Annotated in this window: 25 protein-coding genes; 17 read left to right on the top strand and 8 right to left on the bottom strand. The window is 56.8% G+C overall.

Features of this window, described 5'->3' with window-relative positions; genetic code table 11:
- Positions 1 to 106: 106 nt before the first annotated feature.
- Positions 107 to 2128: an FAD-dependent oxidoreductase gene (locus ACNQ0T_RS13385; protein ID WP_417930129.1), complete on the top strand. Its 2022-nt coding sequence runs from the start codon at positions 107 to 109 to the stop codon at positions 2126 to 2128.
- 82 nt (positions 2129 to 2210) lie between these two features.
- On the opposite strand, the gene rlmG is transcribed toward ACNQ0T_RS13385, so the two are convergent.
- Positions 2211 to 3347 carry a 23S rRNA (guanine(1835)-N(2))-methyltransferase RlmG gene (rlmG, locus tag ACNQ0T_RS13380; RefSeq protein ID WP_023298689.1) on the bottom strand — a complete coding sequence of 379 codons (1137 nt, stop codon included), beginning with the start codon at positions 3345 to 3347 and terminating at the stop codon, positions 2211 to 2213.
- 83 nt (positions 3348 to 3430) lie between these two features.
- On the opposite strand from rlmG, the gene ACNQ0T_RS13375 reads away from it, so the two are divergent.
- The 4 genes from ACNQ0T_RS13375 (at position 3431) to sstT (ending at position 7738) form a co-directional block, all read left to right on the top strand.
- On the top strand, positions 3431 to 3934 hold the full coding sequence (locus ACNQ0T_RS13375) for a M48 family metallopeptidase (protein WP_023298690.1): 504 nt from the start codon (positions 3431 to 3433) through the stop codon (positions 3932 to 3934).
- Positions 3935 to 4004: 70 nt separating this feature from the next.
- A complete protein-coding gene (locus ACNQ0T_RS13370) occupies positions 4005 to 5003 on the top strand; it encodes a Gfo/Idh/MocA family protein (protein ID WP_022649469.1) in 999 nt (332 codons plus the stop codon).
- Positions 5004 to 5255: 252 nt separating this feature from the next.
- A complete protein-coding gene (locus ACNQ0T_RS13365) occupies positions 5256 to 6221 on the top strand; it encodes a TerC family protein (protein WP_022649470.1) in 966 nt (321 codons plus the stop codon).
- A 275-nt stretch (positions 6222 to 6496) separates the two neighbouring features.
- Positions 6497 to 7738 carry a serine/threonine transporter SstT gene (gene sstT / locus ACNQ0T_RS13360; protein ID WP_023298692.1) on the top strand — a complete coding sequence of 414 codons (1242 nt, stop codon included), beginning with the start codon at positions 6497 to 6499 and terminating at the stop codon, positions 7736 to 7738.
- A 139-nt stretch (positions 7739 to 7877) separates the two neighbouring features.
- Here the strand turns inward: sstT and ACNQ0T_RS13355 are convergent, their stop codons facing one another.
- Both ACNQ0T_RS13355 and uxaC read right to left on the bottom strand, forming a co-directional pair.
- The gene (locus ACNQ0T_RS13355; RefSeq protein WP_063163510.1) at positions 7878 to 9365 is read right to left on the bottom strand and encodes a UxaA family hydrolase; all 1488 of its coding nucleotides are present in this window, start codon (positions 9363 to 9365) and stop codon (positions 7878 to 7880) included.
- A 17-nt stretch (positions 9366 to 9382) separates the two neighbouring features.
- A complete protein-coding gene (uxaC, locus tag ACNQ0T_RS13350) occupies positions 9383 to 10795 on the bottom strand; it encodes a glucuronate isomerase (RefSeq protein WP_023307034.1) in 1413 nt (470 codons plus the stop codon).
- A 475-nt stretch (positions 10796 to 11270) separates the two neighbouring features.
- On the opposite strand from uxaC, the gene ACNQ0T_RS13345 reads away from it, so the two are divergent.
- The 11 genes from ACNQ0T_RS13345 (at position 11271) to ACNQ0T_RS13295 (ending at position 18650) form a co-directional block, all read left to right on the top strand.
- A complete protein-coding gene (locus ACNQ0T_RS13345) occupies positions 11271 to 12569 on the top strand; it encodes an MFS transporter (protein ID WP_022649474.1) in 1299 nt (432 codons plus the stop codon).
- Between the two features lie 196 nt (positions 12570 to 12765).
- Positions 12766 to 13542 carry a transcriptional regulator ExuR gene (exuR, locus tag ACNQ0T_RS13340; protein WP_063147859.1) on the top strand — a complete coding sequence of 259 codons (777 nt, stop codon included), beginning with the start codon at positions 12766 to 12768 and terminating at the stop codon, positions 13540 to 13542.
- A 341-nt stretch (positions 13543 to 13883) separates the two neighbouring features.
- The gene (gene yqjA, locus ACNQ0T_RS13335) at positions 13884 to 14546 is read left to right on the top strand and encodes a DedA family general envelope maintenance protein YqjA (protein ID WP_022649475.1); all 663 of its coding nucleotides are present in this window, start codon (positions 13884 to 13886) and stop codon (positions 14544 to 14546) included.
- A gap of 2 nt (positions 14547 to 14548) precedes the next feature.
- Positions 14549 to 14932: an EnvZ/OmpR regulon moderator MzrA gene (gene mzrA / locus ACNQ0T_RS13330; RefSeq protein WP_022649476.1), complete on the top strand. Its 384-nt coding sequence runs from the start codon at positions 14549 to 14551 to the stop codon at positions 14930 to 14932.
- Between the two features lie 143 nt (positions 14933 to 15075).
- Positions 15076 to 15444, top strand: coding sequence for a DUF1090 domain-containing protein (locus tag ACNQ0T_RS13325; RefSeq protein ID WP_017382428.1), 369 nt, complete (start codon positions 15076 to 15078; stop codon positions 15442 to 15444).
- Between the two features lie 29 nt (positions 15445 to 15473).
- A complete protein-coding gene (locus tag ACNQ0T_RS13320) occupies positions 15474 to 15779 on the top strand; it encodes a DUF883 family protein (protein ID WP_008503141.1) in 306 nt (101 codons plus the stop codon).
- 2 nt (positions 15780 to 15781) lie between these two features.
- Positions 15782 to 16180, top strand: a complete 399-nt coding sequence (locus ACNQ0T_RS13315) for a phage holin family protein (protein ID WP_003862647.1) — start codon at positions 15782 to 15784, stop codon at positions 16178 to 16180.
- Positions 16177 to 16473: a YqjK-like family protein gene (locus tag ACNQ0T_RS13310; protein WP_022649477.1), complete on the top strand. Its 297-nt coding sequence runs from the start codon at positions 16177 to 16179 to the stop codon at positions 16471 to 16473. Before ACNQ0T_RS13315 ends, ACNQ0T_RS13310 begins: the two co-directional genes overlap by 4 nt.
- A 253-nt stretch (positions 16474 to 16726) precedes the next feature.
- Positions 16727 to 17119, top strand: coding sequence for a DoxX family protein (locus ACNQ0T_RS13305; protein ID WP_032626373.1), 393 nt, complete (start codon positions 16727 to 16729; stop codon positions 17117 to 17119).
- Positions 17120 to 17191: 72 nt separating this feature from the next.
- Complete coding sequence (locus tag ACNQ0T_RS13300; RefSeq protein ID WP_003862653.1) at positions 17192 to 18178, top strand: glutathione S-transferase family protein; 987 nt, start codon at positions 17192 to 17194, stop codon at positions 18176 to 18178.
- Positions 18179 to 18284: 106 nt separating this feature from the next.
- Positions 18285 to 18650, top strand: a complete 366-nt coding sequence (locus ACNQ0T_RS13295) for a DUF805 domain-containing protein (RefSeq protein WP_022649479.1) — start codon at positions 18285 to 18287, stop codon at positions 18648 to 18650.
- Between the two features lie 47 nt (positions 18651 to 18697).
- On the opposite strand, the gene yhaJ is transcribed toward ACNQ0T_RS13295, so the two are convergent.
- Complete coding sequence (gene yhaJ, locus ACNQ0T_RS13290; RefSeq protein ID WP_022649480.1) at positions 18698 to 19600, bottom strand: DNA-binding transcriptional regulator YhaJ; 903 nt, start codon at positions 19598 to 19600, stop codon at positions 18698 to 18700.
- A 104-nt stretch (positions 19601 to 19704) separates the two neighbouring features.
- On the opposite strand from yhaJ, the gene ACNQ0T_RS13285 reads away from it, so the two are divergent.
- Positions 19705 to 20406: a pirin family protein gene (locus ACNQ0T_RS13285; protein ID WP_022649481.1), complete on the top strand. Its 702-nt coding sequence runs from the start codon at positions 19705 to 19707 to the stop codon at positions 20404 to 20406.
- A gap of 101 nt (positions 20407 to 20507) precedes the next feature.
- On the opposite strand, the gene ACNQ0T_RS13280 is transcribed toward ACNQ0T_RS13285, so the two are convergent.
- From ACNQ0T_RS13280 to tdcD, 4 genes are all read right to left on the bottom strand, one after another.
- Entirely contained in the window at positions 20508 to 21809 is a 1302-nt protein-coding gene (locus tag ACNQ0T_RS13280) for a serine dehydratase subunit alpha family protein (RefSeq protein WP_058646857.1), read from the bottom strand.
- A gap of 20 nt (positions 21810 to 21829) precedes the next feature.
- Positions 21830 to 23161, bottom strand: coding sequence for a hypothetical protein (locus ACNQ0T_RS13275; protein ID WP_417930127.1), 1332 nt, complete (start codon positions 23159 to 23161; stop codon positions 21830 to 21832).
- A 274-nt stretch (positions 23162 to 23435) separates the two neighbouring features.
- Positions 23436 to 25730 carry a formate C-acetyltransferase gene (gene pflB, locus ACNQ0T_RS13270; protein WP_171936158.1) on the bottom strand — a complete coding sequence of 765 codons (2295 nt, stop codon included), beginning with the start codon at positions 25728 to 25730 and terminating at the stop codon, positions 23436 to 23438.
- A gap of 15 nt (positions 25731 to 25745) precedes the next feature.
- Positions 25746 to 26954 (bottom strand): propionate kinase, encoded by a 1209-nt coding sequence (gene tdcD / locus ACNQ0T_RS13265; RefSeq protein WP_063147857.1) that lies wholly within the window; start codon positions 26952 to 26954, stop codon positions 25746 to 25748.
- Positions 26955 to 26962: the final 8 nt, after the last annotated feature.

Below are 26962 nucleotides of genomic sequence, written 5' to 3'. Positions count from 1 at the left end.
TGAGATCTATCACAATCATTCGATCCCGCTTTTACCTTTCTGCCGCCGCTGGCTAAATTAGTAACTCATCCGACCACATAACAATAATTTTACACTGGAAGAGACTATGAGCCGCTACCCGTCGTTATTCGCCCCTCTCGATCTGGGGTTCACTACCCTCAAAAACCGCGTGTTAATGGGCTCAATGCACACCGGGCTGGAGGAGCGTCCGGACGGGGCTGAACGTCTGGCAGCCTTCTATGCCGAGCGCGCGCGCCACGGGGTGGCGCTGATTGTCACCGGCGGCGTAGCCCCTGCCCCTTCCGGAGTGACGATGGAGGGCGGCGCAGTGTTGAACGATGCGACACAGCTGCCGCACCACCGCATTGTGACCGACGCGGTTCACAACGAGGGCGGCAAAATCGCCCTGCAAATTCTGCATACCGGGCGCTACAGCTATCAGCCGAACCTGGTTGCCCCCTCGGCTATTCAGGCACCGATTAACCGCTTTACTCCCCATGCCCTCAGCCATGACGAGATCCTGGCGCTGATTGAGGACTTCGCCCGCTGCGCCGCGCTGGCGCGTGAAGCGGGCTATGACGGCGTGGAGGTGATGGGCTCCGAGGGCTATCTGATCAACGAATTTCTCGCCGCGCGCACCAACCAGCGCGAGGATGAATGGGGCGGCGACTATGCCCGCCGCATGCGTTTTGCCGTGGAGGTGGTGCGTGCGGTGCGTGAACGTGCGGGTGCGGATTTTATTATCATCTTCCGCCTGTCGATGCTCGACCTGGTGGAAGGCGGCGGCACCTTCGACGAAACCGTGCAGCTGGCGCAGGCGATTGAAGCCGCCGGTGCCACCATTATCAACACCGGGATTGGCTGGCACGAAGCGCGCATCCCCACCATCGCCACGCCGGTGCCGCGTGCGGCGTTCAGCTGGGTAACGCGCAAGCTGAAAGGCAAAGTCTCCGTTCCGCTGGTGACCACTAACCGCATTAACGATCCGCAGGTGGCGGACGATGTGATCTCCCGCGGCGACGCCGATATGGTGTCGATGGCGCGTCCGTTCCTCGCGGATGCCGAACTGCTCTCCAAAGCGCAAAGCGGCCGTGCGGATGAGATCAACACCTGTATCGGCTGTAACCAGGCGTGTCTGGATCAGATCTTCGTCGGCAAGGTCACCTCCTGCCTGGTGAATCCCCGCGCCTGCCATGAAACCAAAATGCCGATCGTTCCTGCGACCAACAAGAAGCGTCTGGCCGTGGTGGGCGCAGGACCCGCTGGCCTGGCGTTTGCGGTCAATGCCGCCTCGCGTGGGCACAGCGTGACGCTGTTTGATGCGCTGGCGGAAATCGGCGGGCAGTTTACTATCGCCAGACAGATCCCCGGCAAAGAGGAGTTCTATGAAACGCTGCGCTATTACCGCCGGATGATCGAGGTGACGGGCGTCGATCTGCGGCTCAATCAGGTTGTCAGCGCGGCGGATCTGATCGGTTTCGACGAGGTGATCCTCGCGAGTGGGATCGCCCCGCGCACCCCTGCGATCGAGGGTATCGATCATCCGAAGGTATTGAGCTATCTGGACGTGCTGCGCGACAAAGCGCCGGTTGGCGAGAAGGTGGCGATCATCGGCTGCGGCGGGATCGGTTTTGATACTGCGATGTATTTAAGCCAGCCGGGCGAAGCCACCAGCCAGAACATCGCTGAGTTCTGCGTGGAATGGGGCATTGATACCAGTCTCAGTCAGTCCGGCGGTTTACGCCCGGAAGGTCCGCAGCTGCCGAAAAGCCCGCGTCAGATCGTGATGCTCCAGCGTAAAGCCAGCAAGCCGGGTGAAGGGCTGGGGAAAACCACAGGCTGGATCCACCGCGCCACCCTGCTCTCGCGCGGGGTAAAGATGATCCCGGGGGTGAGCTACCAGAAGATCGACGACGACGGGCTACACGTTCTGATCGGCGGTGAGCCGCAGCTGCTGGACGTGGATCATGTGATTTTGTGCGCCGGGCAGGAGCCGAAGCGCGATCTGGCCGATCCGCTGCGTGAGGCAGGGAAAACGGTACATTTGATTGGCGGGTGCGACGTGGCGATGGAGCTGGATGCGCGGCGGGCAATAGCGCAGGGGACAACATTGGCATTAGCGATTTGATTTCTTGCCCGGTGGCGCTGCGCTTACCGGGCCTACAAAACCGTAGGCCTGGGCAAGCGAAACGCCGCCAGGCAAAACGATCTTATCGACGACGCCCCAGCTTCACCGACTTCAGCACCACAAACTTGTTGTTTGTCGCAATGGTGACGCAGTTACCGAAAATCTTCTTCAGCTTGTGGAAGTAGTCCAGATGGCGGTTGGCCACGATATACAGCTCGCCGTTGATTTTCAGGCAGCGGCGCGCGTGGTGGAACATCTCCCACGCGACGTTATCCGTCAGGGCGTGCTTCTGGTGGAACGGAGGATTGCAAAACACCGCGTTGAAGCGGAAAGGCTCTACGCCGGACAGTGCGTTATTGATCATAAACTCGCAGCGATCCAGCGCCTCCGGCAGATTGGTTTCCACGTTCAGACGGCTTGAAGCCACCGCCATTGGAGATTCGTCGCTGAACACCACGCTGGCCTCCGGGTTCTTCGCCAGCAGCGTCAGGCCAATCACGCCGTTACCGCAGCCGAGATCGACAATCTCCCCTTCCAGGTTTTCCGGCAGATGTTCCATAAAGAAGCGTGCGCCGATATCCAGACCGGTACGGGAGAAGACGTTCGCGTGGTTGTGGATGGTCCAGTCGGTCCCTTCCAGCTTCCAGCTCAGGGTCTCTGGCGCGTCGGCCAGTTCCGGCGCGCTGAAGGTACAGTTGATCAGGCGCGCTTTTTTCCAGGCCAGCGTCGTAGTGGTCGGGCCGAGCACTTTCTCGAACAGTTCCAGCGTCGAGGTGTGAATATCACGCGCCTTGGCGCCCGCGATGATGCGCGTTTCTGGCGTCACGACTTTACGCAGCGCGCGCAGTTGCTGCTCCAGCAGCGCCATGGTTTTGGGCACTTTAATCAGCACCACCCCTGGCGCCTGCGGGTAGTCCGCGGTGCTGTCGAGGAACTTCACGCTGGATTCGTCGATATCGTTGTGACGCAGGTTTTCACGCGTCGCCAGCTCGCTTAAGTAAGAATCGCCGATACTGTAAGGCGCATGTTCCGCCAGCGCACAGCCCAGCGCGCCAAACGCGTCATTCAGGATCAGAACCGGGCCGCGGATTTCAGTCTCATCCAACTGCTGCAGCAGATATTCATCCGCCGCTTCCCACGCCTGAAGCGGGTTCACGTCGTCCGTTTCCGGGAAACGTTTAAGGTTGAGTGAACGGAAACCGTTGTCTAAGTGGCTCATCGGCCCTCCTGAATGGTAAAATTTGGCGTATCCCTGAAAAGGGTGCGTGAGTATACCCGTTTTCACACTATTTTGGGGTTTTGATGAACCAGCTGACTTATCTCCAGGGCTACCCGGAGCAATTACTATCCCAGGTTCGCGACCTGATCGCCGCGGGAAAGCTCGGCGCGGTGCTGGAAAAACGCTACCCGGGCACGCATGATTTCGCGACTGACAAAGCCCTCTGGCAGTATACGCAGGATCTGAAAAGCCAGTATCTGAAGAGCGCCCCGCCGATCAACAAGGTGATGTACGACAACAAGATCCACGTGCTGAAAAACGCGCTCGGCCTGCATACCGCCATCTCCCGCGTGCAGGGCGGCAAGCTGAAGGCCAAAGCGGAGATCCGCGTCGCGACCGTCTTTCGCAATGCGCCGGAAGCCTTTCTGCGGATGATCGTGGTGCACGAGCTGGCGCACCTGAAAGAGAAAGATCACGACAAAGCGTTCTATTCCCTGTGCTGCCATATGGAGCCGCAGTACCACCAGCTGGAGTTTGATACCCGTTTGTGGCTGACGCATTTATCGTTAAAGAGTAATGCGCAGTAGCGCACGCGAAATGTCATGAGGACGTGCTACAGTGGCTTTAGGTTCCCTGCTACGGAGTACGTAAACGTTTATGATACGTTTCGCAGTCATCGGTACGAACTGGATCACGCGCCAGTTCGTCGACGCCGCCCACGAAACCGGCAAATATAAGCTCACCGCAGTCTATTCCCGCAGCCTTGAGCAGGCGCAAAGTTTTGCGAATGACTACCTGGTTGAACATCTGTTCACCTCACTCGATGAGATGGCGCAAAGCGACGCCATTGACGCGGTCTATATCGCCAGCCCGAATGCTCTGCACTTCCCGCAAACGAAGCTGTTCCTCAGCCATAAAAAGCATGTGATCTGCGAGAAGCCGCTGGCGTCGAATATCCACGAAGTGGAAGCCGCCATTGCGCTTGCCCGCGAAAACCAGGTGGTGCTGTTTGAAGCGTTCAAAACCGCCAGCCTGCCCAACTTCCTGCTGTTGCAGCAGTCCCTGCCGAAAATTGGCAAAGTGCGTAAAGCCTTTATCAACTACTGCCAGTATTCCTCGCGCTACCAGCGCTATCTGGACGGCGAAAACCCGAACACCTTTAACCCGGCCTTCTCGAATGGCTCGATTATGGATATCGGTTTTTACTGCCTGGCCTCTGCGGTTGCGCTGTGGGGGGAACCACACGGCGTGACGGCCACCGCCAGCCTGCTGGAGAGCGGCGTGGATGCACACGGCGTTGTGGTGCTGGACTACGGTGATTTCAGCGTGACGTTGCAGCACTCGAAGGTCAGCGACTCCGTGCTGCCAAGCGAAATTCAGGGCGAAGACGGCTCGCTGGTGATCGAAAAAATCTCCGAATGCCAGAAGCTCAGCATCGTTCCGCGCGGCGGAAAAGCGCAGGAGCTGACGCAGCCTCAGCATATTAACACTATGCTTTATGAGGCAGAGGTCTTCGCCCGTCTGGTAGAAGACAACGAAGTGAACCACCCGGGACTGGCGATCAGCCGCACCACGGCGAAGCTGCAAACGGAGATCCGCCGACAGACCGGCGTAATCTTCCCCGCAGACGGCGTGAATGTGGAAGCCGTCGCGTAAAGCTGTGTAATGAAATCGTGCAGACCATTGACGAAATCGATGGTCTGACATAATTTGTTACCTGCAAAGGGGAGTAACTTCTTCGCCGGTGGATCGTCATTACGATGCGTGCAAAACCGCATCCGGTCGCCGGGCAACCTTCGTGGTTGTAAGTGAGACCTTGCCGGAAGGCGAGGTCTATGCATAAAAAGCTAACGGCTATCGTCTTCTGACCATAGCCGTTTTTGTTTTTTTATGTGTAAGGAAAATAGTATGCATTCTGTCGGCACTCCAATGCTGTGGGGCGGATTCGCGGTTGTCGTGCTCATCATGCTGGCGATCGACCTCTTTTTGCAGGGTCGTCGCGGCGAACACGGCATGAGCGTTAAGCAAGCCGCCGTCTGGTCGCTGGTATGGGTTACCCTCTCACTTCTTTTCTGCGCCGCCTTCTGGTGGTATCTGGCCTCAACCGAAGGTCGCGCGGTGGCCGATCCTCAGGCACTCGCCTTCCTCACCGGCTATCTGATTGAAAAAGCGCTGGCGGTTGATAACGTCTTCGTCTGGCTGATGCTGTTCAGTTACTTCGCCGTGCCTGCGGCCCTGCAACGCCGCGTGCTGGTATACGGCGTGCTGGGCGCCATCATCCTGCGTACCATCATGATCTTCGCCGGTAGCTGGCTGATTACCCAGTTCGAATGGCTGCTGTACGTGTTTGGTGCGTTCCTGCTGTTCACCGGGGTCAAAATGGCGCTGGCGAAAGAAGACGATACCGGTATCGGTGATAAGCCGCTGGTGAAGTGGATCCGGGGTCATCTGCGCATGACGGACAAGATCGAGAGCGAGCATTTCTTCGTGCGTAAGAACGGCCTGCTGTTCGCCACCCCGCTGCTGCTGGTGCTGATTCTGGTCGAGCTGAGCGACGTGATTTTCGCGGTGGACAGTATCCCGGCTATCTTCGCGGTCACTACCGACCCGTTCATCGTCCTGACCTCGAACCTGTTCGCGATCCTCGGCCTGCGTGCGATGTACTTCCTGCTGGCGGGCGCGGCAGAGCGCTTCTCAATGCTGAAGTACGGTCTGTCGGTGATTCTGGTCTTTATCGGTATCAAGATGCTGATTGTTGATTTCTACCATATCCCGATCGCCATTTCGCTCGGCGTGGTGTTTGGCATTCTGCTGGTGACGCTGATTATCAATACCTGGGTTAACCGCCAGCACGATAAGAAGCAGCAGGCTTAGTGCAACGTTCGGTGCGGGCTGATGCCCTCACCCCACCCCTCTCCCACGGGGAGAGGGGGAAATGCAATGCAGGCCGGGTAAGCGCAGCGCCACCCGGCACTTTCGTTAACCAATAGTTAAAAAACATGACGCAACACGTAAAATCCAGCATTTTACGCTTCCGCCTTTCGCTGCTTTCCCTGATACTCAACCAGGCAAACAAATACTTACATCCGGATACAAATGTGACTTAGAGCACATCCAGGATGGAACGCAATTTCACTCAGGAATAACGTATGAGCACACAATCTAAGGGCCTGCTTGCGCGCCTGGCGCAGGGCAGTCTTGTAAAACAAATTCTGGTCGGGTTGGTACTGGGTATTCTGCTGGCGATGGTGTCAAAACCTGCGGCGGAAGCGACGGGACTGCTCGGCACCCTTTTCGTTGGCGCACTGAAGGCCGTCGCCCCGGTACTGGTGCTGATGCTGGTGATGGCGTCGATTGCCAACCACCAGCACGGACAAAAAACCAACATTCGCCCTATTCTGTTCCTGTATCTGCTGGGAACCTTCTCTGCTGCCTTAACGGCCGTTGTGTTTAGCTTCCTGTTCCCGTCCACGCTGCACCTGACCAGCGCGGCCGGTGATATCACCCCGCCGTCCGGGATTGTGGAAGTCCTTCGCGGCCTGCTGATGAGCATGGTCTCTAACCCCATCACCGCACTGATGAACGGAAACTACATTGGCATCCTGGTCTGGGCGATTGGTCTGGGCTTCGCGCTGCGTCATGGCAACGAGACCACGAAAAACCTGGTTAACGATTTGTCCAATGCAGTGACCTTCATGGTGAAGCTGGTGATTCGCTTTGCACCAGTCGGTATCTTTGGTCTGGTTTCTTCGACGCTGGCCACCACCGGTTTCGACGCACTGTGGGGCTACGCGCAGCTGCTGGTCGTCCTGGTCGGCTGTATGCTGCTGGTGGCGCTGGTGATCAACCCGCTGCTGGTGTTCTGGCAGATCCGCCGCAACCCGTATCCGCTGGTGCTGACCTGCCTGCGCGAGAGCGGCGTGTATGCCTTCTTCACCCGCAGCTCAGCGGCGAACATACCGGTGAACATGGCGCTGGCGGAGAAGCTGAACCTGGACCGCGATACCTATTCGGTGTCGATTCCCCTGGGTGCAACCGTGAACATGGCCGGTGCGGCGATTACCATCACCGTGCTGACGCTGGCGGCGGTGCATACGCTGGGTATTCCGGTAGATCTGCCAACCGCGCTGCTGCTGAGCGTCGTTGCATCACTGTGTGCCTGTGGCGCATCCGGCGTGGCGGGCGGCTCTCTGCTGCTGATCCCGCTGGCCTGTAACATGTTCGGTATTCCGAACGAGATTGCCATGCAGGTTGTCGCGGTCGGTTTCATTATCGGCGTATTGCAGGATTCCTGCGAAACCGCGCTGAACTCCTCTACCGACGTGCTGTTTACCGCCGCAGCCTGTCAGGCGGAAGATGCGCGTTTAGCGAAGAACGCCCTGCGCAGTTAAAAAGAAAAGCCCGGTGGCGGCTACGCCTTACCGGGCCTACAAGGTAAATGCAAAACGGCAACATGTGTTGCCGTTTTTAGTGTTTGCACCCTCTCCCTGTGGGAGAGGGCCGGGGTGAGGGCACCAGCCCGCACCCGACTTATAGCGTCACACCACTCTTAAAGATCGCCAGCTCGCGGAAGTCGTTCTTCTCGTTGCAGGTCTGCCTGCCGCTGGCAAATTCCACAATCGTGTCCACGAATTCGCTCAGCAGCTGCGGCATCGCTTTGCCGTGGATCAGCTGGCCCGCGTCAAAGTCGATCCAGTGCTTTTTCTTCGCCGCCAGTTCGCTGTTAGTGGCGATTTTCACCGTCGGCACAAACCCGCCGTACGGCGTACCGCGCCCGGTACTGAACAGCACCATGTGACAGCCCGCGCCTGCCAGCGCGCTGGTGGCGACCGCATCGTTGCCCGGTGCGCTGAGCAGGTTCAGGCCGTGCGTTTTCAGCCGCTCACCGTAGCGCAGCACGTCCACCACCTGGCTGGCGCCCGCTTTTTGAGTGCAGCCCAGGGATTTCTCTTCAAGCGTGGTGATCCCGCCCGCTTTGTTACCCGGCGAGGGGTTCTCGTATATCGGCTGGTTATGGGCGATGAAGTACTGTTTGAAGTCGTTGACCATGGTGACGGTCTTCTCAAAGGTCTCTTCGTCGCGGCAGTGGCTCATCAGAATGCGCTCTGCGCCGAACATTTCCGGCACTTCGGTCAGCACCGTAGTGCCGCCGTTGGCAATCACGTAATCCGAGAAGCGACCCAGCATTGGGTTAGCGGTAATGCCGGAAAGGCCATCAGATCCGCCGCACTCCAGGCCAAACTTCAGTTCGCTCAGCTTGCCCGGCTCGCGCTTGTCGTGACGCATCACCTCGTACAGCTGATGCAGCTGTTCAACGCCCGCTTCCACTTCGTCGTCCTGGTGCTGACACACCATAAAGTGCACGCGCTCAGGGTCAAATTCGCCCAGCGTGTCGCGGAAGGCGTCGACCTGATTGTTCTCGCAGCCGAGGCCGATCACCAGCACCGCGCCCGCGTTCGGGTGGCGCACCATGTTTTGCAGCATGGTGCGGGTATTGATGTGGTCGTCGCCCAGCTGGGAACAACCGTAGGTGTGGCTGAACAGATGCACGCCGTCGGTGCCTTCAGCATCATTAGTCTCTTTCAGGAAACGCGTCTGAATTTGACGCGCGATCCCGTTCACGCAGCCGACAGTCGGGAGGATCCACAGCTCATTGCGGATCCCCACCTCGCCGCTGGCGCGGCGGTAGATCTGTACCTCACGATCGGCCGCCTGTCCTTCTTCTGGCTGGAAGTCAGGTTGATAGCTGTACTCGTCCAGATCGCTGAGATTGGTGCGGGTATTGTGGGAATGAATGTATTCACCCGGCGCAATATCCGCCAGCGCATGACCGATGGGCAAACCGTACTTCACCACGTTCTCCCCTTTCGCGATGGGGATCAGGGCAAACTTATGTCCACGTCCAATGGCCTGGCGTAACGTCACCGACTGGTTGTCGAAGGTCACTTCCGTCCCTTCGGCTAAATCGGCCAGCGCGACGGCAACGTTATCCAGCGAATGGATTTTGATGTATTGCATATCAACCTCAAACGGCCTTAGTTCAGTTCAATGGCGAAGTAGTCACGCGCATTGTTAAAGCAGATGTTTCTCACCATTTCGCCCAGCAGCTGGATATCCGCTGGCGCTTCGCCCGCGTGCACCCAGCGGCCAATCATCTGGCACAGAATGCGGCGGAAATATTCATGGCGGGTATAGGAGAGGAAACTGCGGCTGTCGGTCAGCATGCCAACGAAGCGGCTCAACAGGCCGAGCTGCGCCAGCTGCGTCATCTGACGCTCCATGCCGTCTTTTTGATCGTTAAACCACCAGCCGGAACCGAACTGCATCTTGCCCGGCATCCCTTCGCCCTGGAAGTTGCCGATCATGGTGCCCAGTACTTCGTTATCGCGCGGGTTCAGGCAGTAGAGAATGGTTTTTGGCAGCAGGTTTTGCTCGTTCTGTTTGCTCAGCAGTTTTGACAGCTCTTCCGCCAGAGGGCGGTCGTTGATGGAGTCGAAGCCCACGTCCGCGCCCAGCAGTTTAAACTGACGCTGGTTGTTATTACGCAGCGCGCCGATATGGTACTGCTGAACCCAGCCGCGACGGGCATATTCCGCACCGAGGAACACCAGCACCGCGGTTTTGAACTGGGCGACTTCATGCTCGCTCAGGGCTTCGCCGGAGAGACGACGCGCCAGGATGCTGTCCAGCTCGGCTTCGCTGGAATCCGCGAACAGCACCACGTCCAGCGCGTGGTCAGACACTTTACAGCCGTGTGCGGCAAAGTGATCCAGACGTTTGGTCAGCGCGGATTGCAGATCGGCGAAACGACGGATATCGGTATCCGATACTTCCGCCAGCTTCGTCATGTAGTCATTAAAGGTCGGCAGCTCAATGTTGAAGGCTTTATCCGGACGCCAGCTTGGCAGCACTTTGATGTCAAAGGTGCTGTCCTTCGCGACAACCGCGTGGTGCTCCAGGGAGTCGATCGGATCGTCGGTTGTGCCCACCATCTTCACGTTCATCTGCTGCATGATGCCGCGCGCCGAGAAGCTATCCTGCGCCAGCAGTTCGTTGCACTGGTCCCAGATTTCATCCGCCGTGGCGGGAGAGAGCAGCTTGCCGGTGATACCAAAAGGACGACGCAGTTCGAGGTGCGTCCAGTGGTATAACGGGTTACCGATGGTGTGGGGAACGGTAGCGGCCCAGGCGTCAAACTTCTCGCGATCGGTCGCGTCGCCGGTACACAGGCGCTCGGCCACGCCGTTGGTGCGCATCGCGCGCCATTTATAATGGTCACCCTTCAGCCAGATATCATACAGGTTTTTGAAACGGTAATTTTCGGCAACCTGTTGCGGCGGTAAATGGCAGTGGTAGTCGAAAATCGGCTGATCTTTTGCGTAGTCGTGGTACAGGCGGCGAGCAAATTCGGTATCTAACAGGAAATCTTCGGTCATAAACGGTGTCATTATCGTCTTCCTCATTACGGGAGCGTCAGAAAGCTTATGTTCAGATGCTGCAAAGTTATCACACCAATTTCCAGAGTCCGACGTTTTTTTCGTGAGTTAGATCAATAAACGTCGACAAATAAATTACCCTCAAAGGGGTAAACCTTCTTGCAGGCCGCGCCAGATCTGGCTTTGCGCACGCCTCATAATATCCCTACAAAGATTCACTCTTTTGTGATGTCACTCACCTTTTAAAGTTGTATGACAAGTTATCTTTTCGCCGTCGCAAATTATAAGCCGACGGAATGCATTACCGGTGTTTGTTACATCGGATTTAACGGTACGGAAGCCGACTTAGCACGATGACTTATGGCAAGGTTCGGGCCGTTCCGGGACAGGTTCCCGGTTACGCCCCTCCCGTTACAGAACAGCTCCCGGCAACGGTTGAGTTGTTGCCGTGTCCCGACACGGAAATAACATAACGATGAGGTTTTACATGCGTAAAATTAAAGGGTTACGTTGGTACATGATCGCACTGGTGACGCTCGGCACCGTGCTGGGCTACCTGACACGTAACACCGTGGCAGCAGCGGCGCCAACGTTGATGGAAGAGTTACATATCTCCACACAACAATACTCTTACATCATTGCGGCGTATTCTGCCGCTTACACCGTAATGCAGCCTGTTGCAGGTTATGTTCTTGATATTCTGGGTACAAAAATTGGTTATGCCTTCTTCGCTGTAGCATGGGCCGTCTTCTGCGGGGCGACGGCGCTGGCTGGCAGCTGGGGCGGGCTGGCGCTGGCGCGTGGTGCGGTAGGTGCTGCCGAAGCGGCGATGATCCCTGCGGGTCTGAAAGCCAGCTCTGAATGGTTCCCGGCAAAAGAACGTTCAATCGCTGTCGGTTACTTCAACGTGGGTTCCTCCATCGGGGCGATGATTGCTCCGCCACTGGTGGTGTGGGCGATTGTGATGCACAGCTGGCAAATGGCGTTCATCATCTCCGGTGTGCTGAGTTTTGCCTGGGCCATGGCGTGGCTGATCTTCTATAAACACCCGCGCGATCAGAAAAAGCTGTCTACCGAAGAACGTGACTACATTATCAATGGTCAGGAATCTCATCATCAGACCGACAACGGTAAAAAAATGTCCGTCTGGCAGATCCTGGGTACCCGTCAGTTCTGGGGTATCGCCCTGCCACGCTTCCTGGCGGAACCGGCCTGGGGTACGTTCAACGCCTGGATCCCGCTGTTCATGTTCAAAGTCTACGGCTTTAACCTGAAAGAGATCGCGATGTTCGCCTGGATGCCAATGCTGTTTGCAGACCTGGGCTGTATTGTCGGCGGCTACCTGCCACCGCTGTTCCAGCGCTGGTTTGGCGTGAACCTGATTGTGTCCCGTAAGATGGTGGTCACCATGGGCGCCCTGCTGATGATTGGCCCTGGCATGATTGGCCTGTTCACCAGTCCTTACGTGGCTATCGCCCTGCTGTGTATCGGGGGCTTTGCTCACCAGTCTCTGTCTGGCGCACTGATTACGCTCTCGTCCGACGTGTTTGGTCGTAACGAAGTTGCCACCGCCAACGGTCTGACCGGGATGGCCGCCTGGACCGCAAGTACCCTGTTCGCCCTCGTGGTCGGCGCGCTGGCAGACACCATCGGCTTCAGCCCGCTGTTCGCGGTACTGGCCATCTTCGACCTGCTGGGTGCAGTGGTTATCTGGACGGTGCTGAAGAGTAAATCCGCCGAGGAACTGGCGAAAGAGTCCCTTGGGGGACCGGCGACGCAGAGTTAGCTTGTTGTGCCGGGTGGCGGCTCCGCCTTACCCGGCCTACAACACACGATAAAACCGTAGGCCGGGTAAGCGTAGCGCCACCCGGCAAAAACGTCGCAAAAGCCGCCTCCGGGCGGCTTTTTTAATGGCGAAATCTGGAGAGTGGCAAGCAAAAGTGGTATAACAAATCATTCGCCGTACCCTGCCTGGAGCGCATATGGAAATCACCGAATCACGTCGTTTATATCAACAACTTGCCGCCGAGCTGAAAGATCGCATCGAGCAAGGGGTCTATCTTGTCGGTGATAAACTTCCCGCTGAGCGTTTTATTGCGGATGAAAAAAGCGTCAGCCGCACGGTGGTCCGCGAAGCCATCATCATGCTGGAAGTTGAAGGGTATGTTGAGGTACGCAAAGGTTCCGGTATTCACGTGATTTCCAGCCAGGCGAAACACTCCCCCACGCCGGACGAAAGTCTGGAATTTGCCAGCTACGGTCCGTTTGAGCTTCTCCAGGCTCGCCAGCTGATTGAAAGCAATATCGCAGAATTCGCAGCGACGCAGGTCACCAAGCAGGACATCATGAAGCTGATGGAAATCCAGGATCATGCGCGTAAAGAAAAATGTTTCCGCGATTCCGAATGGGACCTGCAATTCCACGTCCAGGTCGCCCTTGCGACTCAAAACACGGCGCTGGCGGCAATCGTTGAAAAAATGTGGACTCAGCGCGTTCACAACCCGTACTGGAAGAAACTGCACGATCACATTGATTCCCGCACGGTAGATAACTGGTGTGACGACCACGACCAGATTCTTAAGGCCCTGATTCGTAAAGATCCGCATGCGGCGAAACTGGCAATGTGGCAGCATCTGGAGAACACCAAGCAGATGCTTTTTAATGAAACGAGTGATGACTTTGAATTTAACGCTGACCGCTATCTTTTTGCTGATAATCCGGTGGTTCACCTCGATACCGCGACCAATATCGCAAAATAACCTCCTGAACTGCTGGCAGGCGCACCGCCGCGCCTTCCGGCCAGACAGGGTAAGAAAACCTCTATAGTGTCAGCCTTTGTAAAATCTCTCGCTCCCCTCCGTGGCTTACGCCAAAATCGTGTTTCCCCTCAAATTCTGTGACGCAGAACGTCGGGCTTTGTTACAATTGGATTCACTTCGTTATTTTGTAAGTTAGTGCTTGCTAACCAGCCAATTAACAGGGAACAGTGTTGGCCACACATCATTGTGTCCGCGAGCGACCATAATGAAATCATAACAATGTCGCCGTGCTGTTTTCCCGAATGACAGGCGTGACGTTAACCGATTTCCAGGAACACTGAATGGAACTTTTGACCCAACTACTGAACGCCCTCTGGGCTCAGGATTTCGAAACGCTGGCCAACCCGTCCATGATTGGCATGCTCTACTTTGTGTTATTTATGATCCTGTTCCTTGAGAACGGTCTGCTGCCTGCTGCCTTTTTACCGGGCGACAGCCTGCTGGTGCTGGTTGGGGTGCTCTGTGCAAAAGGGGCGATGGCTTTCCCACAAACGGTTCTGCTGTTGACCATTGCCGCCAGCCTGGGTTGCTGGGTGAGTTATATTCAGGGGCGATGGCTGGGCAACACGCGAATCGTTCAGAACTGGCTTTCGCATCTTCCGGCACATTATCACCAGCGAGCGCACCACCTTTTCCATAAGCACGGGCTCTCCGCCTTGCTGATTGGCCGCTTTATCGCATTCGTACGCACCCTGCTGCCGACCATTGCGGGCTTGTCCGGCCTGAGCAGCGCGCGCTTCCAGTTCTTTAACTGGATGAGCGGCCTGCTGTGGGTTCTGATCCTGACCACGCTCGGCTACGCGCTCGGTAAAACGCCGGTCTTTATGAAATATGAAGACCAGCTGATGTCTTGCCTGATGCTGCTGCCCGTCGTCCTGCTGGTGTTTGGCCTGGTCGGTTCACTGGTCGTACTGTGGAAAAAGAAATACGGAGCCAGGGGTTAACGATGGTTATCTCCCCGCTCGCGCTGCGCCGCTTCTCTTACGCCATCGTCGCGCTAATGATGTTCAGCGCTCTCATCCTGCTATGGTCTGCCCTACAGCACCAGGAGTCGACGCTGACTATCCGTCCTGTGAGTCAAGGAACCAGCGTGCCGGATGGTTTTTCCATCTGGCATCATCTGGACGCTAACGGGATCCGCTTTAAGAGCATCACGCCGCAAGACGATGTGCTGCTGATAAAATTTGACTCCAGTGCGCAAAGCGCCGCGGCGAAAGCGGTGCTGGACCGCACGTTGCCGCAGGGTTACATCATCGCGCAACAGGATGATGACAGCCATGTAGCCTCCTGGATGTCACGGTTACGCGACACGTCGCATCGATTTGGCTAACGACTAATATTCCGAATATTTTCACCCACTTTGGTGAAACTCCCGTTTACTTACTATGCTTAAGTACGCGGAGCACCCCTCAGATGTTCTCCGCATAGTTCTGGAACACGGCTTACGCCGTAACACAATGGAAGGTTTCTATAATGAAATACCGCATCACCCTGGCTCTGGCCCTTTTTTCTTTAAGCACAGCTTCCTTCGCTATGTCTCTTTGTCAGGAGAAAGAACAGGATATTCAACGCGAAATCAGTTATGCCGAAAAGCATAACAATCAGCACCGGATCGACGGACTGAAAAAAGCGCTGAGCGAAGTGAAAGACAATTGTACGGACAGCAAGCTGCGTGCCGATCATCAGGAAAAAATCGCTGAACAGAAGGACGAGATAGCCGAGCGCCGTCAAGACCTGCAAGAAGCGAAAGAGAAAGGTGATGCGGAAAAAATTGCCAAGCGCGAGAGGAAGTTGCAAGAGGCGCAGGACGAACTGAAAGCGCTGGAAGCTCGCGATTATTGAGTTAACGGAAATCTCAACAGGAGAGAATCATGTCAAAAGATACAACTTCAGAACATCTGCGCGCTGAGCTGAAATCCCTGGCGGACACCCTGGAAGAGGTGCTGAACTCTTCTGCCGATAAATCGAAAGAAGAAGTCAGCAAACTGCGCAGCAAAGCGGAGCAGGCACTGAAAGAGAGCCGTTACCGTCTGGGTGAAACCGGTGATGCACTGGCGAAACAGACCCGCGAAGCGGCTGCGCGCGCAGACGAATATGTACGTGACAATCCATGGACAGGCGTTGGTATTGGTGCCGCAGTGGGTGTGGTGCTGGGTGTCCTGCTGACGCGTCGTTGATTATGGAAGATCCACGTCACGCACAAGGGCCTGCTAAAAACGTCCTCGGCATCGGCCAGCGTATTCTTACGACGCTGGTCGGGATTGCCGAAACGCGCGTCCGGCTTGCGGTAGTGGAACTGGAAGAGGAGAAAGCCAATCTCTTCCAGATGCTGCTCATGCTTGGGCTTACGATGCTCTTTGCCGCGTTTGGTCTGATGAGCCTGATGGTGTTAATCATCTGGGCTATCGATCCACAGTATCGGCTGAACGCGATGATTGCGACTACCGTGGTTCTGCTGGTGGCGGCGCTGATAGGCGGTATCTGGACCCTGCATAAAGCGCGCACGTCGACCTTCCTGCGCCATACTCGCCAGGAGCTGGCCAACGACCGCGCCCTGCTGGAGGATGATAAGTCGTGAGCGACAAAGCCGAACGTCAAAAGCGGAAAGCGTATCTGCTGAGCCAGATCCAGCAGCAGCGGCTGGACCTGTCCGCCAGCCGTCGCGACTGGCTGGAGCTGACCCAGCGTTACGATCGCGGCTGGAATACTCTTCTGAGCCTGCGATCGTGGGCGCTGGTGGGTAGCAGCGTGATGGCGATCTGGACGATTCGTCATCCAAACATGCTTATTCGCTGGGCACGCCGTGGCTTTGGTGTCTGGAGCGCATGGCGTCTGGTGAAAGCAACGATTCGTCAGCAGCAGCTGCGCTAGCCTTCTCGCCGGGTGGCGATGCGCTTACCCGGCCTACGGTAAAAAGTAGGCCGGGTAAGGCGTAGCCGTCACCCGGCAAAATCTCTCTATGCTCCCTTACTCAATATCTTTGAAAAAGATTGACAGTTTTCCTTGCTAACAATTGCCATCCGCCCCGTTTACACTCCTCTCCATCGACAGCAAAGACGCGGTATCTACCCGAATTTGCACGCAAATAACGTTTAGCCGCTGATGTGGTTTCCTGGAGAGTAAAATGAAAAAATTAGATGATGTTGGTGTATTGGTAGCGCGTATTCTGATGCCTGTGCTGTTCATCACCGCAGGCTGGGGCAAAATTACCGGCTATGCGGGCACTCAGCAGTATATGGAAGCGATGGGCGTGCCGGGCTTCCTGCTGCCACTGACCATCCTGCTTGAGTTCGGCGGCGGCCTGGCAGTGCTGTTCGGTTTCCTGACCCGCACCACGGCGCTGTTCACCGCAGGCTTTACCCTGCTGACCGCGTTCATCTTCCACAGCAACTTTGCGGAAGGCGTGAACTCCCTGATGTTCATGAAAAACCTGACAATCGCGGGTGGCTTCCTGCTGCTGGCTATCACGGGTCCGGGCGCCTACAGCATCGACCGTCTTCTGAATAAGAAGTGGTAAGCACGCTATACTGATTACATTCAAAGCGAGGAGACATCTCCTCGCTTTTGCTATCTGACGGAGGAGAAAAAAATGGGACAACTCGTAGACGGCGTCTGGCAGGATGTCTGGTATGACACCAAATCCACCGGTGGACGCTTTAAGCGCTCTGTTTCGGCCTTCCGTAACTGGCTGACCGCCGACGGCGCACCCGGCCCGAGTGGCGAAGGGGGCTTTGCGGCGGAGAAAGATCGTTATCATCTGTATGTTTCTCTCGCCTGTCCGTGGGCGCACCGCACGCTGATTGTGCGCAAACTTAAAGGTCTCGAATCGCTAATTCCGGTTTCGGTGGTCAACCCGCTGATGCTGGAAAACGGCTGGACGTTCGACAGTGACTTCCCGGCCGCGACGGGTGATGAGCTTTATCATCACGATTTCCTGTATCAGCTCTATCTGCGCGCCGATCCGCACTACACCGGACGCGTAACGGTGCCTGTGCTGTGGGACAAGAAAAACCAGACGATCGTCAGCAATGAATCCGCTGAAATCATTCGCATGTTCAATACCGCGTTTGACGCGCACGGCGCCCGCGCCGGGGATTACTATCCGGTTGAGCTGCGCGAGAAAATTGACGAGCTGAACGGCTGGATCTACGACAACGTCAACAACGGCGTCTATAAAGCCGGTTTTGCCACCAGTCAGGAAGCGTACGACGAAGCGGTCGGCAACGTGTTTGGATCCCTGGAACGTCTGGAGCAGATCCTCGGCCAGCATCGTTATTTAACGGGCGATCGCCTCACCGAAGCAGACATCCGCCTGTGGACGACGCTGATCCGCTTCGATCCGGTGTATGTCACCCACTTCAAGTGCGACAAGCATCGCATCAGCGATTATCTGAACCTGCACGGTTTCCTGCGCGACATCTATCAGATGCCGGGGATTGCGGAGACGGTCAATTTTGACCATATTCGCACCCACTATTTCCGCAGTCATAAGACCATCAACCCAACGGGCATTATCTCCATTGGTCCGTGGCAGGATCTGGACGAACCACACGGGCGCGACGTGCGTTTCGGATAATTATTTAGGGAATCAATTGATTCCCTTTTTTAATTCACGGCATACATCTATCCTTACCTCGATCGCTTAGAAAACAAGTGATTGACTGACTAAGAGGCAAGGAAAAATGGACTGGTATTTAAAAGTACTGCGCAACTACGTTGGATTTGGTGGCCGTGCCCGCCGTAAAGAGTACTGGATGTTCGTTCTGGTGAACTTCGTCCTGATTATGGTGCTGGGTATTGTGGACAAAATCCTCGGCTGGGAACGCGAGGGGGGCGAAGGCATTCTCACCACCATTTATGGTGTGTTGGTTCTGCTGCCTTCATGGGCCGTACTGTTTCGTCGTCTTCACGACACCGACCGTTCGGCGTGGTGGCTGCTGTTGCTGTTGATCCCGCTTATCGGCTGGATCGTGATTTTGATTTTCAACTGTCAGAGCGGAACGCCGGGAGAAAACCGCTTTGGTCCGGATCCGAAGATCTGCGCATAAAAAAAAGCCCGGTGGCGCTTCGCTTACCGGGCCTACAAATTACGATTTTATTTATTATATTGCGTGAAAAGCTTCGGAATTTCGCGTAAACACCATGATTTGGCTTCGCCCATGCTGTCACGACGCCACGCCATAATAATATCCACTTCGCTGGTGTATTCCGGGCTGACAACGCGCAGTCGTCCCTCTGCAATGTCCTTTTCGACGAACGGATACGGCATGGTCGCCACGCCCAGCCCCGCCAGCAGCGCCTGACGCTTATCTTCCAGCGACGTCACCGTCAGACGCGGCTGTTTATCCAGCAACTGCACCGTTAACACCGGGCGCTCGCGCGCGGTATCCGCCACCGCCACGCCGCGGTATTTCACGCGCGTGACCTCAGAGAGCGGTTCCGGCTCCTGATGGATCGGGTGACCCGGCGCAGCGACGTAGACGTTCATCACGCTGTACAGTTTGCGCGAGTTAATTTCTGACGATGAGCGGAAGTGCATGTCCGGCGCAATAACGATATCTGCCCTGCCCGTCTCCAGGCGCTCCCACGCCCCTGCCAGCACCTCGGTGATGATCGACAGCTGCGTATTGGCCTTCGCCGCCAGGCGGTCCACCAGTGGGAACAGCGCTTCGGTTGGCACCAGCGCTTCGGTCACGAGCGTCAGATGGGTTTCCCAACCGCGCGCCAGCGCTTCGGCGTCAGTCGTCAGCTTATCCGCCGCTTCCAGCAGCACGCGGCCGCGCTCCAGCAGCATTCGGCCGACATTGGTGAATTTTGTTCGATGACCGGAGCGGTCAAAAAGCACCACGTCCAGCTCTTCCTCCAGCTTCTGCATGGTGTAGCTCAGCGCAGACGGAACGCGCCCCAGTTCATCTGCCGCCGCGGCAAAACTGCCGCGCCTGTCAATCGCGTCCATGACGCGAAGCGCCTCAAGCGTCAATGCTCTCTCTTTAGCCATCTCGTTCTCATTCAGGAAATTTGAACATACCGGGCAGAATATCTGGCTAACAATGCAGCGTCCATACCTTTACCATTGATTTAGTGTAAAGAGAGGTCAAGTTTATGATTACGACAAGAACAGCGAAACAGTGCGGACAAGCCGATTTCGGTTGGTTGCAGGCCCGCTACACCTTTTCCTTTGGACACTACTTTGACCCTAAACTTCTCGGTTACGCTTCACTGCGCGTATTGAACCAGGAAGTGCTCGCCCCGGGCGCGTCCTTCCAGCCGCGCACGTACCCGAAAGTCGATATCCTGAACCTGATCCTGGAAGGCGAGGCAGAATACCGCGATAGCGAGGGCAATCATGTCCAGGCGAAGGCTGGCGAGGCGCTGTTAATTTCCACGCAGCCGGGTATTAGCTATAGCGAGCATAACCTCAGCAAAGACAAAACGCTGACCCGCATGCAGCTGTGGCTGGATGCCTGTCCGGAGCGGGAAAATCCGCTGGTGCAAAAAATCGATCTGAAGGGCGATAAACAGCAGCTGATTGCATCCCCTGATGGCAGCAAAGGCAGCCTGCAGTTGCGCCAGCAGGTGTGGCTGCACCATATCGAACTGAAAAAAGGTGAACAGGCAAGCTTCCAGCTTCATGGCCCGCGCGCCTATCTGCAGTCCATACACGGAACGGTGCATGCGGTGACGCACGCGGAAGAGAAAGAGGCGCTCACCTGCGGCGACGGCGCGTTTATTCGTGATGAAGCGAATATCACCCTGGTGGCGGATACGCCGCTGCGCGCGCTGCTGATTGATTTGCCGGTTTAAAGAACAGACTCGCCCCTCACCCTAGCCCTCTCCCCAAAGGGGAGAGGGAACGATCGAGCCCTCGCCCCTATGGGGAGAGGGGTTGGGGTGAGGGGAAATTTTTACACCTTACTCGCCATAATCTCAATAATCTGCCGGTCCGTTGCCTGCATCGAGCGGCACGCCAGCGCGCACAGGTTCGCGATCGACTGCTCCACGTCGTGCGCCACAATCCCCTCATTACCCGTCACGGCAGTATCATCCAACGCCATCATCACGGCTTTCCAGGCGCTGGTGACGCTGGTCGAGACCTTCATTGCGCAACTGTTAGACGCCCCGTCACAGATCATCCCGCTGACGTCGCCGATCATACTGCCGATCGCCATGGCAATGGTCTGGTAAGAACCGCCCATCAGCCACGCCATCCCTGCGGCGGCCCCCATTCCGGCCGTTGTCGCCGCACACAGCGCGGACAAGCGCGGAAGCTGGTAATGGATATAGATCGCCGACAGGTGCGAGAGCATCAGCGCCCGCGCCAGCCGTTCGTCATCGGCCTGAACGTGCTCAGCCACCACCACCACCGGCATGGTGGCGGTGATGCCCTGATTCCCGGAACCCGAGTTGCTCATCGCCGGCAGTGTCGCGCCCCCCATGCGGGCATCCGAGGCTGCGCTGGTGCGGATAACAATGTCTGAACCCAGATCCTGCGCCATCCATCCGCGTGTGCGCTGTTTATTGAGCGTCGCACCAATATGCAACCCCCAGTTGCCACGTAAACCTTCCCGGGAGAGCGCATCGTTCAGCCGTCCCGCATCGAGGATAAAGCGGATCGCGTCGAACGGCACCTGTTCCACAAACTCAAGGATCTGCGACAGCGTGGTGGTCGAGAGCACCTCCAGCGGATCGTCGCTGTTCTGGCTCTGATTATCGTCAAGCCTGAAGCGCGTTTCGCCCTGACACACCATCTCCACCACACGGGTGTGCCCGCCGGCGATGGTCACCATCGCCGAGGATTCACCGACGTAAACGCAGGCACGTGAATAGAGGATCTCATCGCACGGCTCCTGCAATTTTACCTGCACCAGACCCGCGTTCAGCAGTGCTTTGGCGCGCGTTAGCGCCTCGGACGACGCGTCTTTCAACACCTCCAGCCCGGCGTGTGCATTACCGCCTGTCGCCCCCAGCGCGGCCGCGATGGGTAAACCGACCATACCGGTACCGGGCACCGTTACGCCAAGCCCGTTTTTCATCAGGTTCGGCGATACCCACGCCTCGATACGCGTCACCTCACCGTCAAGCTGTCCGGCAGCCATCGCGCACGCCAGCGCCAGCGAGACGGGTTCGGTACAGCCCAGCGCAGGCTTTACCTCTTCCTGCACCGCGCGAATAAAATGGTTCCATAAAGGATTAATTTGCTCAGACATCGTTACGACCTTATTTAACCTCATGAGAAGGCGAGGAAAGGAGAAACACAAAGCAGCAGCCCGGTAATCACAATAATCACCAGCGATACGCCTTTATATTTATGAAGTGCGGGCACTTTGTAGACCAGCCACGCCGGAATTAAGCAGCCCACCATCCCGAAAATAGGGCTACAGATGGAAGTGAAGCTCAGCACCGGCGCGTTTAACACAATCGCGCTCCAGGCCTGCAGGATGGCAAACAGCATAATCCCGCGCTGGACGGCATTTTCATTGATTTTCTCCGCCGGCATTTTGCGGCGCAGGATGTTCATCACAATGCCCTGCGTCGCCTCACGAAAGCCGAGATAGACGCCAAAGAACGCGGTCATCACAGCGAAAATATTGAGGATTACGCTGACGATTTTGACCCAGCCCGCGCCGTCACCGCTGATAAACTGTGCTGCGATTGCCAGGGCGGAAATATTCTGCTCATAGGCTTTTACCGCCTCGTCGTGCCCCATCGCCAGGGTGAAGGAGACAGCGTAGAAAAAGACCGTCACAAACAGCACGCCAAAGGCGATATTCATTGCCCGCAGCGCTTTATGCCGCGCCACCTCAACGGATTTTTCCCTTGAACGATAGGAAATCACCATCGGGCTTAATGTCTGAATAAACAGAATGGAGGTTAAGGTGAAAGGCAGCGTAATAATGGCGTTTTTAATCAGCAGCCCCATTGGCGGCAGCATGCCGACGTTGGCTAAATGCCAGAGGCCAATCATCGAAAGCCCCAGCGCCGCCACCACAAATAATTTGGTCAGCACCATCAGGCTGGAGACTTTAAACAGCAGCTTTTCACCGCGCGACGAAATGGCGACCAGAATGCAGATCAGGAATAAGCCGTAGAACGGATTTTCCGAGAGCAAATCGTCGGTTACGCCGAAGGTGTGTAAATAGGATGCGCTGTCGTTTGTAATGGCCGTCGAATAGACAAACATCCAGATCACCAGCATCACGAAATAAAGTGCACCCAATAAGATGCCCCAGTTTTTGCCTAAATATCCGCTAATAACGCTCGGATAGTCTTTACATTCCGGTGATTCCGCCAGCGTATTAATAAACAGGCGCTGGAACAGGTACATGGCCGGATAACCAATTATCGACGAGAGTAAAAATACCCATAGCCCCATTAATCCAACCTGCACCGGAAGAAAAACAATGCCCGCGCCGATAGCCATCCCAATACTCATGATGACCCAGCCCGTATCGGTGCTGTCGAATTTAATCGCCTCTCGCCATTCGCTTTCGCTCATTCCCGCCCGCCTTGCCGCAGGGGAATCACTCACAATCACACTGCTGTTTGTTGCCATATTCATTGGGCACTCGCTTATTTTGTAGGGTAACGATTTGTTTTTATAAGGTTCCGATCGCCAGCGATTGCGAGTCAGAGGGTGCAGGTGTGAGTTATTGGTATGGGGAGATCATATCCGGAGCGCGGGAGAAAAAAGTCACAACTTTTATAGGGATTTCCTTAGGCGAGAGGAAAATATTACTTCGGGATAGCAGAAAAGAGAGCGAGTTTTCTAAAATTGACGGTGTTCACAAAATTAAAAGCCTCCTCATCTGAGGAGGCTGAAGATGGAGCCTGTGTTAGATCGCCTGCGTAAACGTCCTCGAAATCACGTCCTGCTGCTGCTCGCGCGTCAGAGCGTTAAACCGCACCGCATAGCCTGAAACGCGGATCGTCAGGTTCGGATAGTTCTCCGGATGGGCGATGGCATCCAGCAGCATCTCCCGGTTCATCACGTTGACGTTCAGGTGCTGCCCGCCCTCAATGGTCGCTTCGTGGTGGAAGTACCCGTCCAGCAGCCCGACAAGGTTGGTTTTGCGCACCAGCTCGTCCTTGCCCAGTGCCTGCGGCACGATGGAGAAGGTGTAGGAGATCCCGTCTTTGGCATAGGTGAACGGCAGCTTGGCGACCGAGGTCAACGACGCCACCGCTCCTTTTCTGTCGCGCCCGTGCATCGGGTTGGCGCCAGGCGCAAACGGTGTACCGCCGCGACGTCCGTCCGGCGTGTTGCCGGTCTTCTGCCCGTAAACCACATTGGAGGTGATGGTCAGGATCGACTGTGTCGGCACGGCGTTGCGGTACGTCGGCAGCGCCTGGATTTTCTTCATAAAGCGCTCAACCAGATCGCAGGCGATACTGTCCACGCGATCGTCGTTGTTGCCGTATTGCGGATAGTCGCCTTCGATGACGAAATCGACCGCCAGACCGGTGTGGTCGCGCACCGGTTTTACCGTGGCGTACTTGATGGCCGACAGGGAATCCGCCGCCACCGACAGCCCGGCAATGCCACAGGCCATGGTGCGGTAAACGTCCCGGTCGTGCAACGCCATCAGCGAGGCTTCGTAGCTGTATTTATCATGCATGTAGTGAATGAGATTCAGCGCACTGATGTACTGCACTGCCAGCCAGTCCATGAAGTGATCGAGGCTCGCCATTACGGTGTCGTAATCCAGTACCTCATCCAGCAGCGGCTCGGTTTTCGGCCCCACCTGGATCTTCAGCTTCTCATCCACCCCGCCGTTAATCGCGTACAGCAGCGTTTTCGCCAGGTTGGCGCGTGCGCCGAAGAACTGCATCTGCTTGCCGATCACCATCGGACTGACGCAGCAGGCAATGGCGTAGTCGTCGCTGTTGAAGTCGGCACGCATCAGATCGTCGTTCTCGTATTGCAGCGAGGAGGTGACGATCGAGACCTGCGCGGCGTATTTCTTGAACGCGATCGGCAGCTGTTCGGACCAGAGGATCGTCAGGTTTGGCTCCGGCGCAGGCCCCATGGTGTGCAGGGTATGCAGATAGCGGAAGCTGTTTTTGGTCACCAGCGTGCGCCCGTCCAGCCCCATGCCGCCGATCACTTCCGTGGCCCAGATCGGATCGCCGGAGAAGAGCGTGTCGAACTCCGGCGTGCGCAGGAAGCGCACCATGCGGATCTTCATGATGAAGTGGTCGATCAGCTCCTGGGCCTGCACCTCGTTCAGCCTTCCTGCCTGCATGTCACGTTCAATGTAGATATCGAGGAACGAGGCCGTGCGCCCCAGCGACATCGCCCCGCCGTTTTGGGATTTCACTGCGGCAAGGTAGGCAAAGTAGACCCACTGCACCGCTTCCTGCGCATTCATCGCCGGACGTGAAATATCAAAGCCATAGTTCGCCGCCATCTGCTGGATCTGGAGCAACGCACGCTTATGCTCCGCCAGCTCCTCGCGCAGGCGGATCGTGGCCTCCAGATCGTCTCCGCGCTCCAGTTTCCCCTGGAGATCGGCGAACTGAAGTTCACGCTCGCGCACCAGAAAGCTAATGCCGTACAGCGCCACGCGACGGTAGTCGCCGATGATGCGTCCACGCCCGTAGCCGTCCGGCAAACCGGTGAGCACGCCGGATTTTCGGCAGCGCATCATCTCCGGGGAGTAAACGTCAAACACGCCCTGGTTGTGGGTTTTACGCAGATCGGTGAAGAGATATTCAAACTGCGGATCCATCTCGCGACCGTAGGCTTCGAACGAGCTGCGGATCATATTGATCCCGCCGTACGGATGCAGGGCCCGCTTGAGCGGCTTGTCGGTTTGCAGGCCGACGATCGTCTCCAGCTCCTGGTCAATATAGCCCGGCCCGTGCGCGGTAATGGTGGTGGCGATGTTGGTGTCAAAATCCACCGGAGCGTGGGTGGCATTCTCCTGGCGAATGCCGACCATCACCTTCTGCCACAGCGCCGTCGTTGCTGGCGTCGCCTGCGCGAGGAAAGCTTCATCGCCTTCATAAGGGGTGTAGTTATGCTGAATAAAATCGCGCACGTTAACGGCGTTTTTCCATTCTTCACCGCAAAACCCGGCCCATGCGTCGCTGTAAGGCGCGACGCCCGTATCGATTGTTACTTTCATCAGATTCTCGCTTTATCAGGCGTAAGCCGCAGCCGGGGTGACCTTCCCAAGACGGAGGGCGTCCAGCGCGATCATTTTTTCTTCATTGGTAGGGATCACCGCGCAGGCCGCGCGGGACGACTCGGTGGAGATCACGCGCTCACCCGCGCTGCCCGGCAGGGCATTTTTGGACTCGTCGAGGATGATGCCAAACACCTTCAGGTGCTCCACCACCAGCGCGCGTATGAGCACGGAGTTCTCACCGATCCCGCCGGTAAACACCACGCCATCCAGACGGTGCAGGGATGCGGCATGACCGGCGATATGCCGCGCTACGCGGTGGACAAAGGTCTTTATCGCCAGCCGCGCCCGCTCGTTGCCGTCATGCCAGGCTTTCTCCAGCACGCGCAAATCGGAGGAGATGCCGGAGATCCCCAGCAGCCCGGACTCTTTGTTGACCACGCGCTCCAGATCCTCGAACGTCTGGCCGGTCTGCCGGGCAATCCACGCCATCGCGCCAAAATCTACGTCGCCACAGCGCGTGCCCATCACCAGTCCTTCAAGCGGCGTCATCCCCATGGACGTGTCCACGCTTCTGCCGTTACGCACCGCGCAAATGGACGCCCCGTTGCCGAGATGGGCAATCACCAGGCCGCTGTCTTCGGCGGAGAGCCCGAGAAGCGCGTGCGCCTGCGCCGCCACATAGCGGTGAGAGGTGCCGTGGAAGCCGTAGCGGCGCACGCCCAGCTCTTCAAAAAAGCGGTACGGCAAGCCGTACAGATACGCCTGCGGCGCCATGGTCTGGTGGAAGCTGGTATCAAATACCGCCACCTGCTGCACCCCGGGGAAGAGTCGCTCTGCGGCTTCCACGCCGCTCAGGTTAGCGTAGTTATGCAGCGGCGCCAGCGGGGAGACCTGGCGGATCTGCTCCATCACCTCTTCCGTGATCAGGGTCGACTCGCTGAAGAGATCGCCGCCGTGGGCAATGCGATGGCCAATCAAAGCCACGCTGCCCATCAGGTCGCGCTTCTCCAGCTCCAGGGCGATGGCGGCCAGCGCCCCTTCGTAGTCCTGATGAGCCAGTCTGACTGGCTCACCCCCATTCACGGAAATAAAGGCTTTTTCTGTGTTGATGCCGTCCGCAATGCCCGTCAGCAGGGCATCGCAGCCTGCGGCGTCCAGCACCGAAAACTTAACAGAGGACGATCCGCAGTTAATGACCAGTACTACCGGAAACTCAATCATGGTATGGC

Source organism: Enterobacter cloacae complex sp.6700776 (assembly GCF_048284255.1).
Taxonomy (GTDB): domain Bacteria; phylum Pseudomonadota; class Gammaproteobacteria; order Enterobacterales; family Enterobacteriaceae; genus Enterobacter; species Enterobacter intestinihominis.
This window is presented reverse-complemented; position numbering and strand designations above follow the sequence as displayed.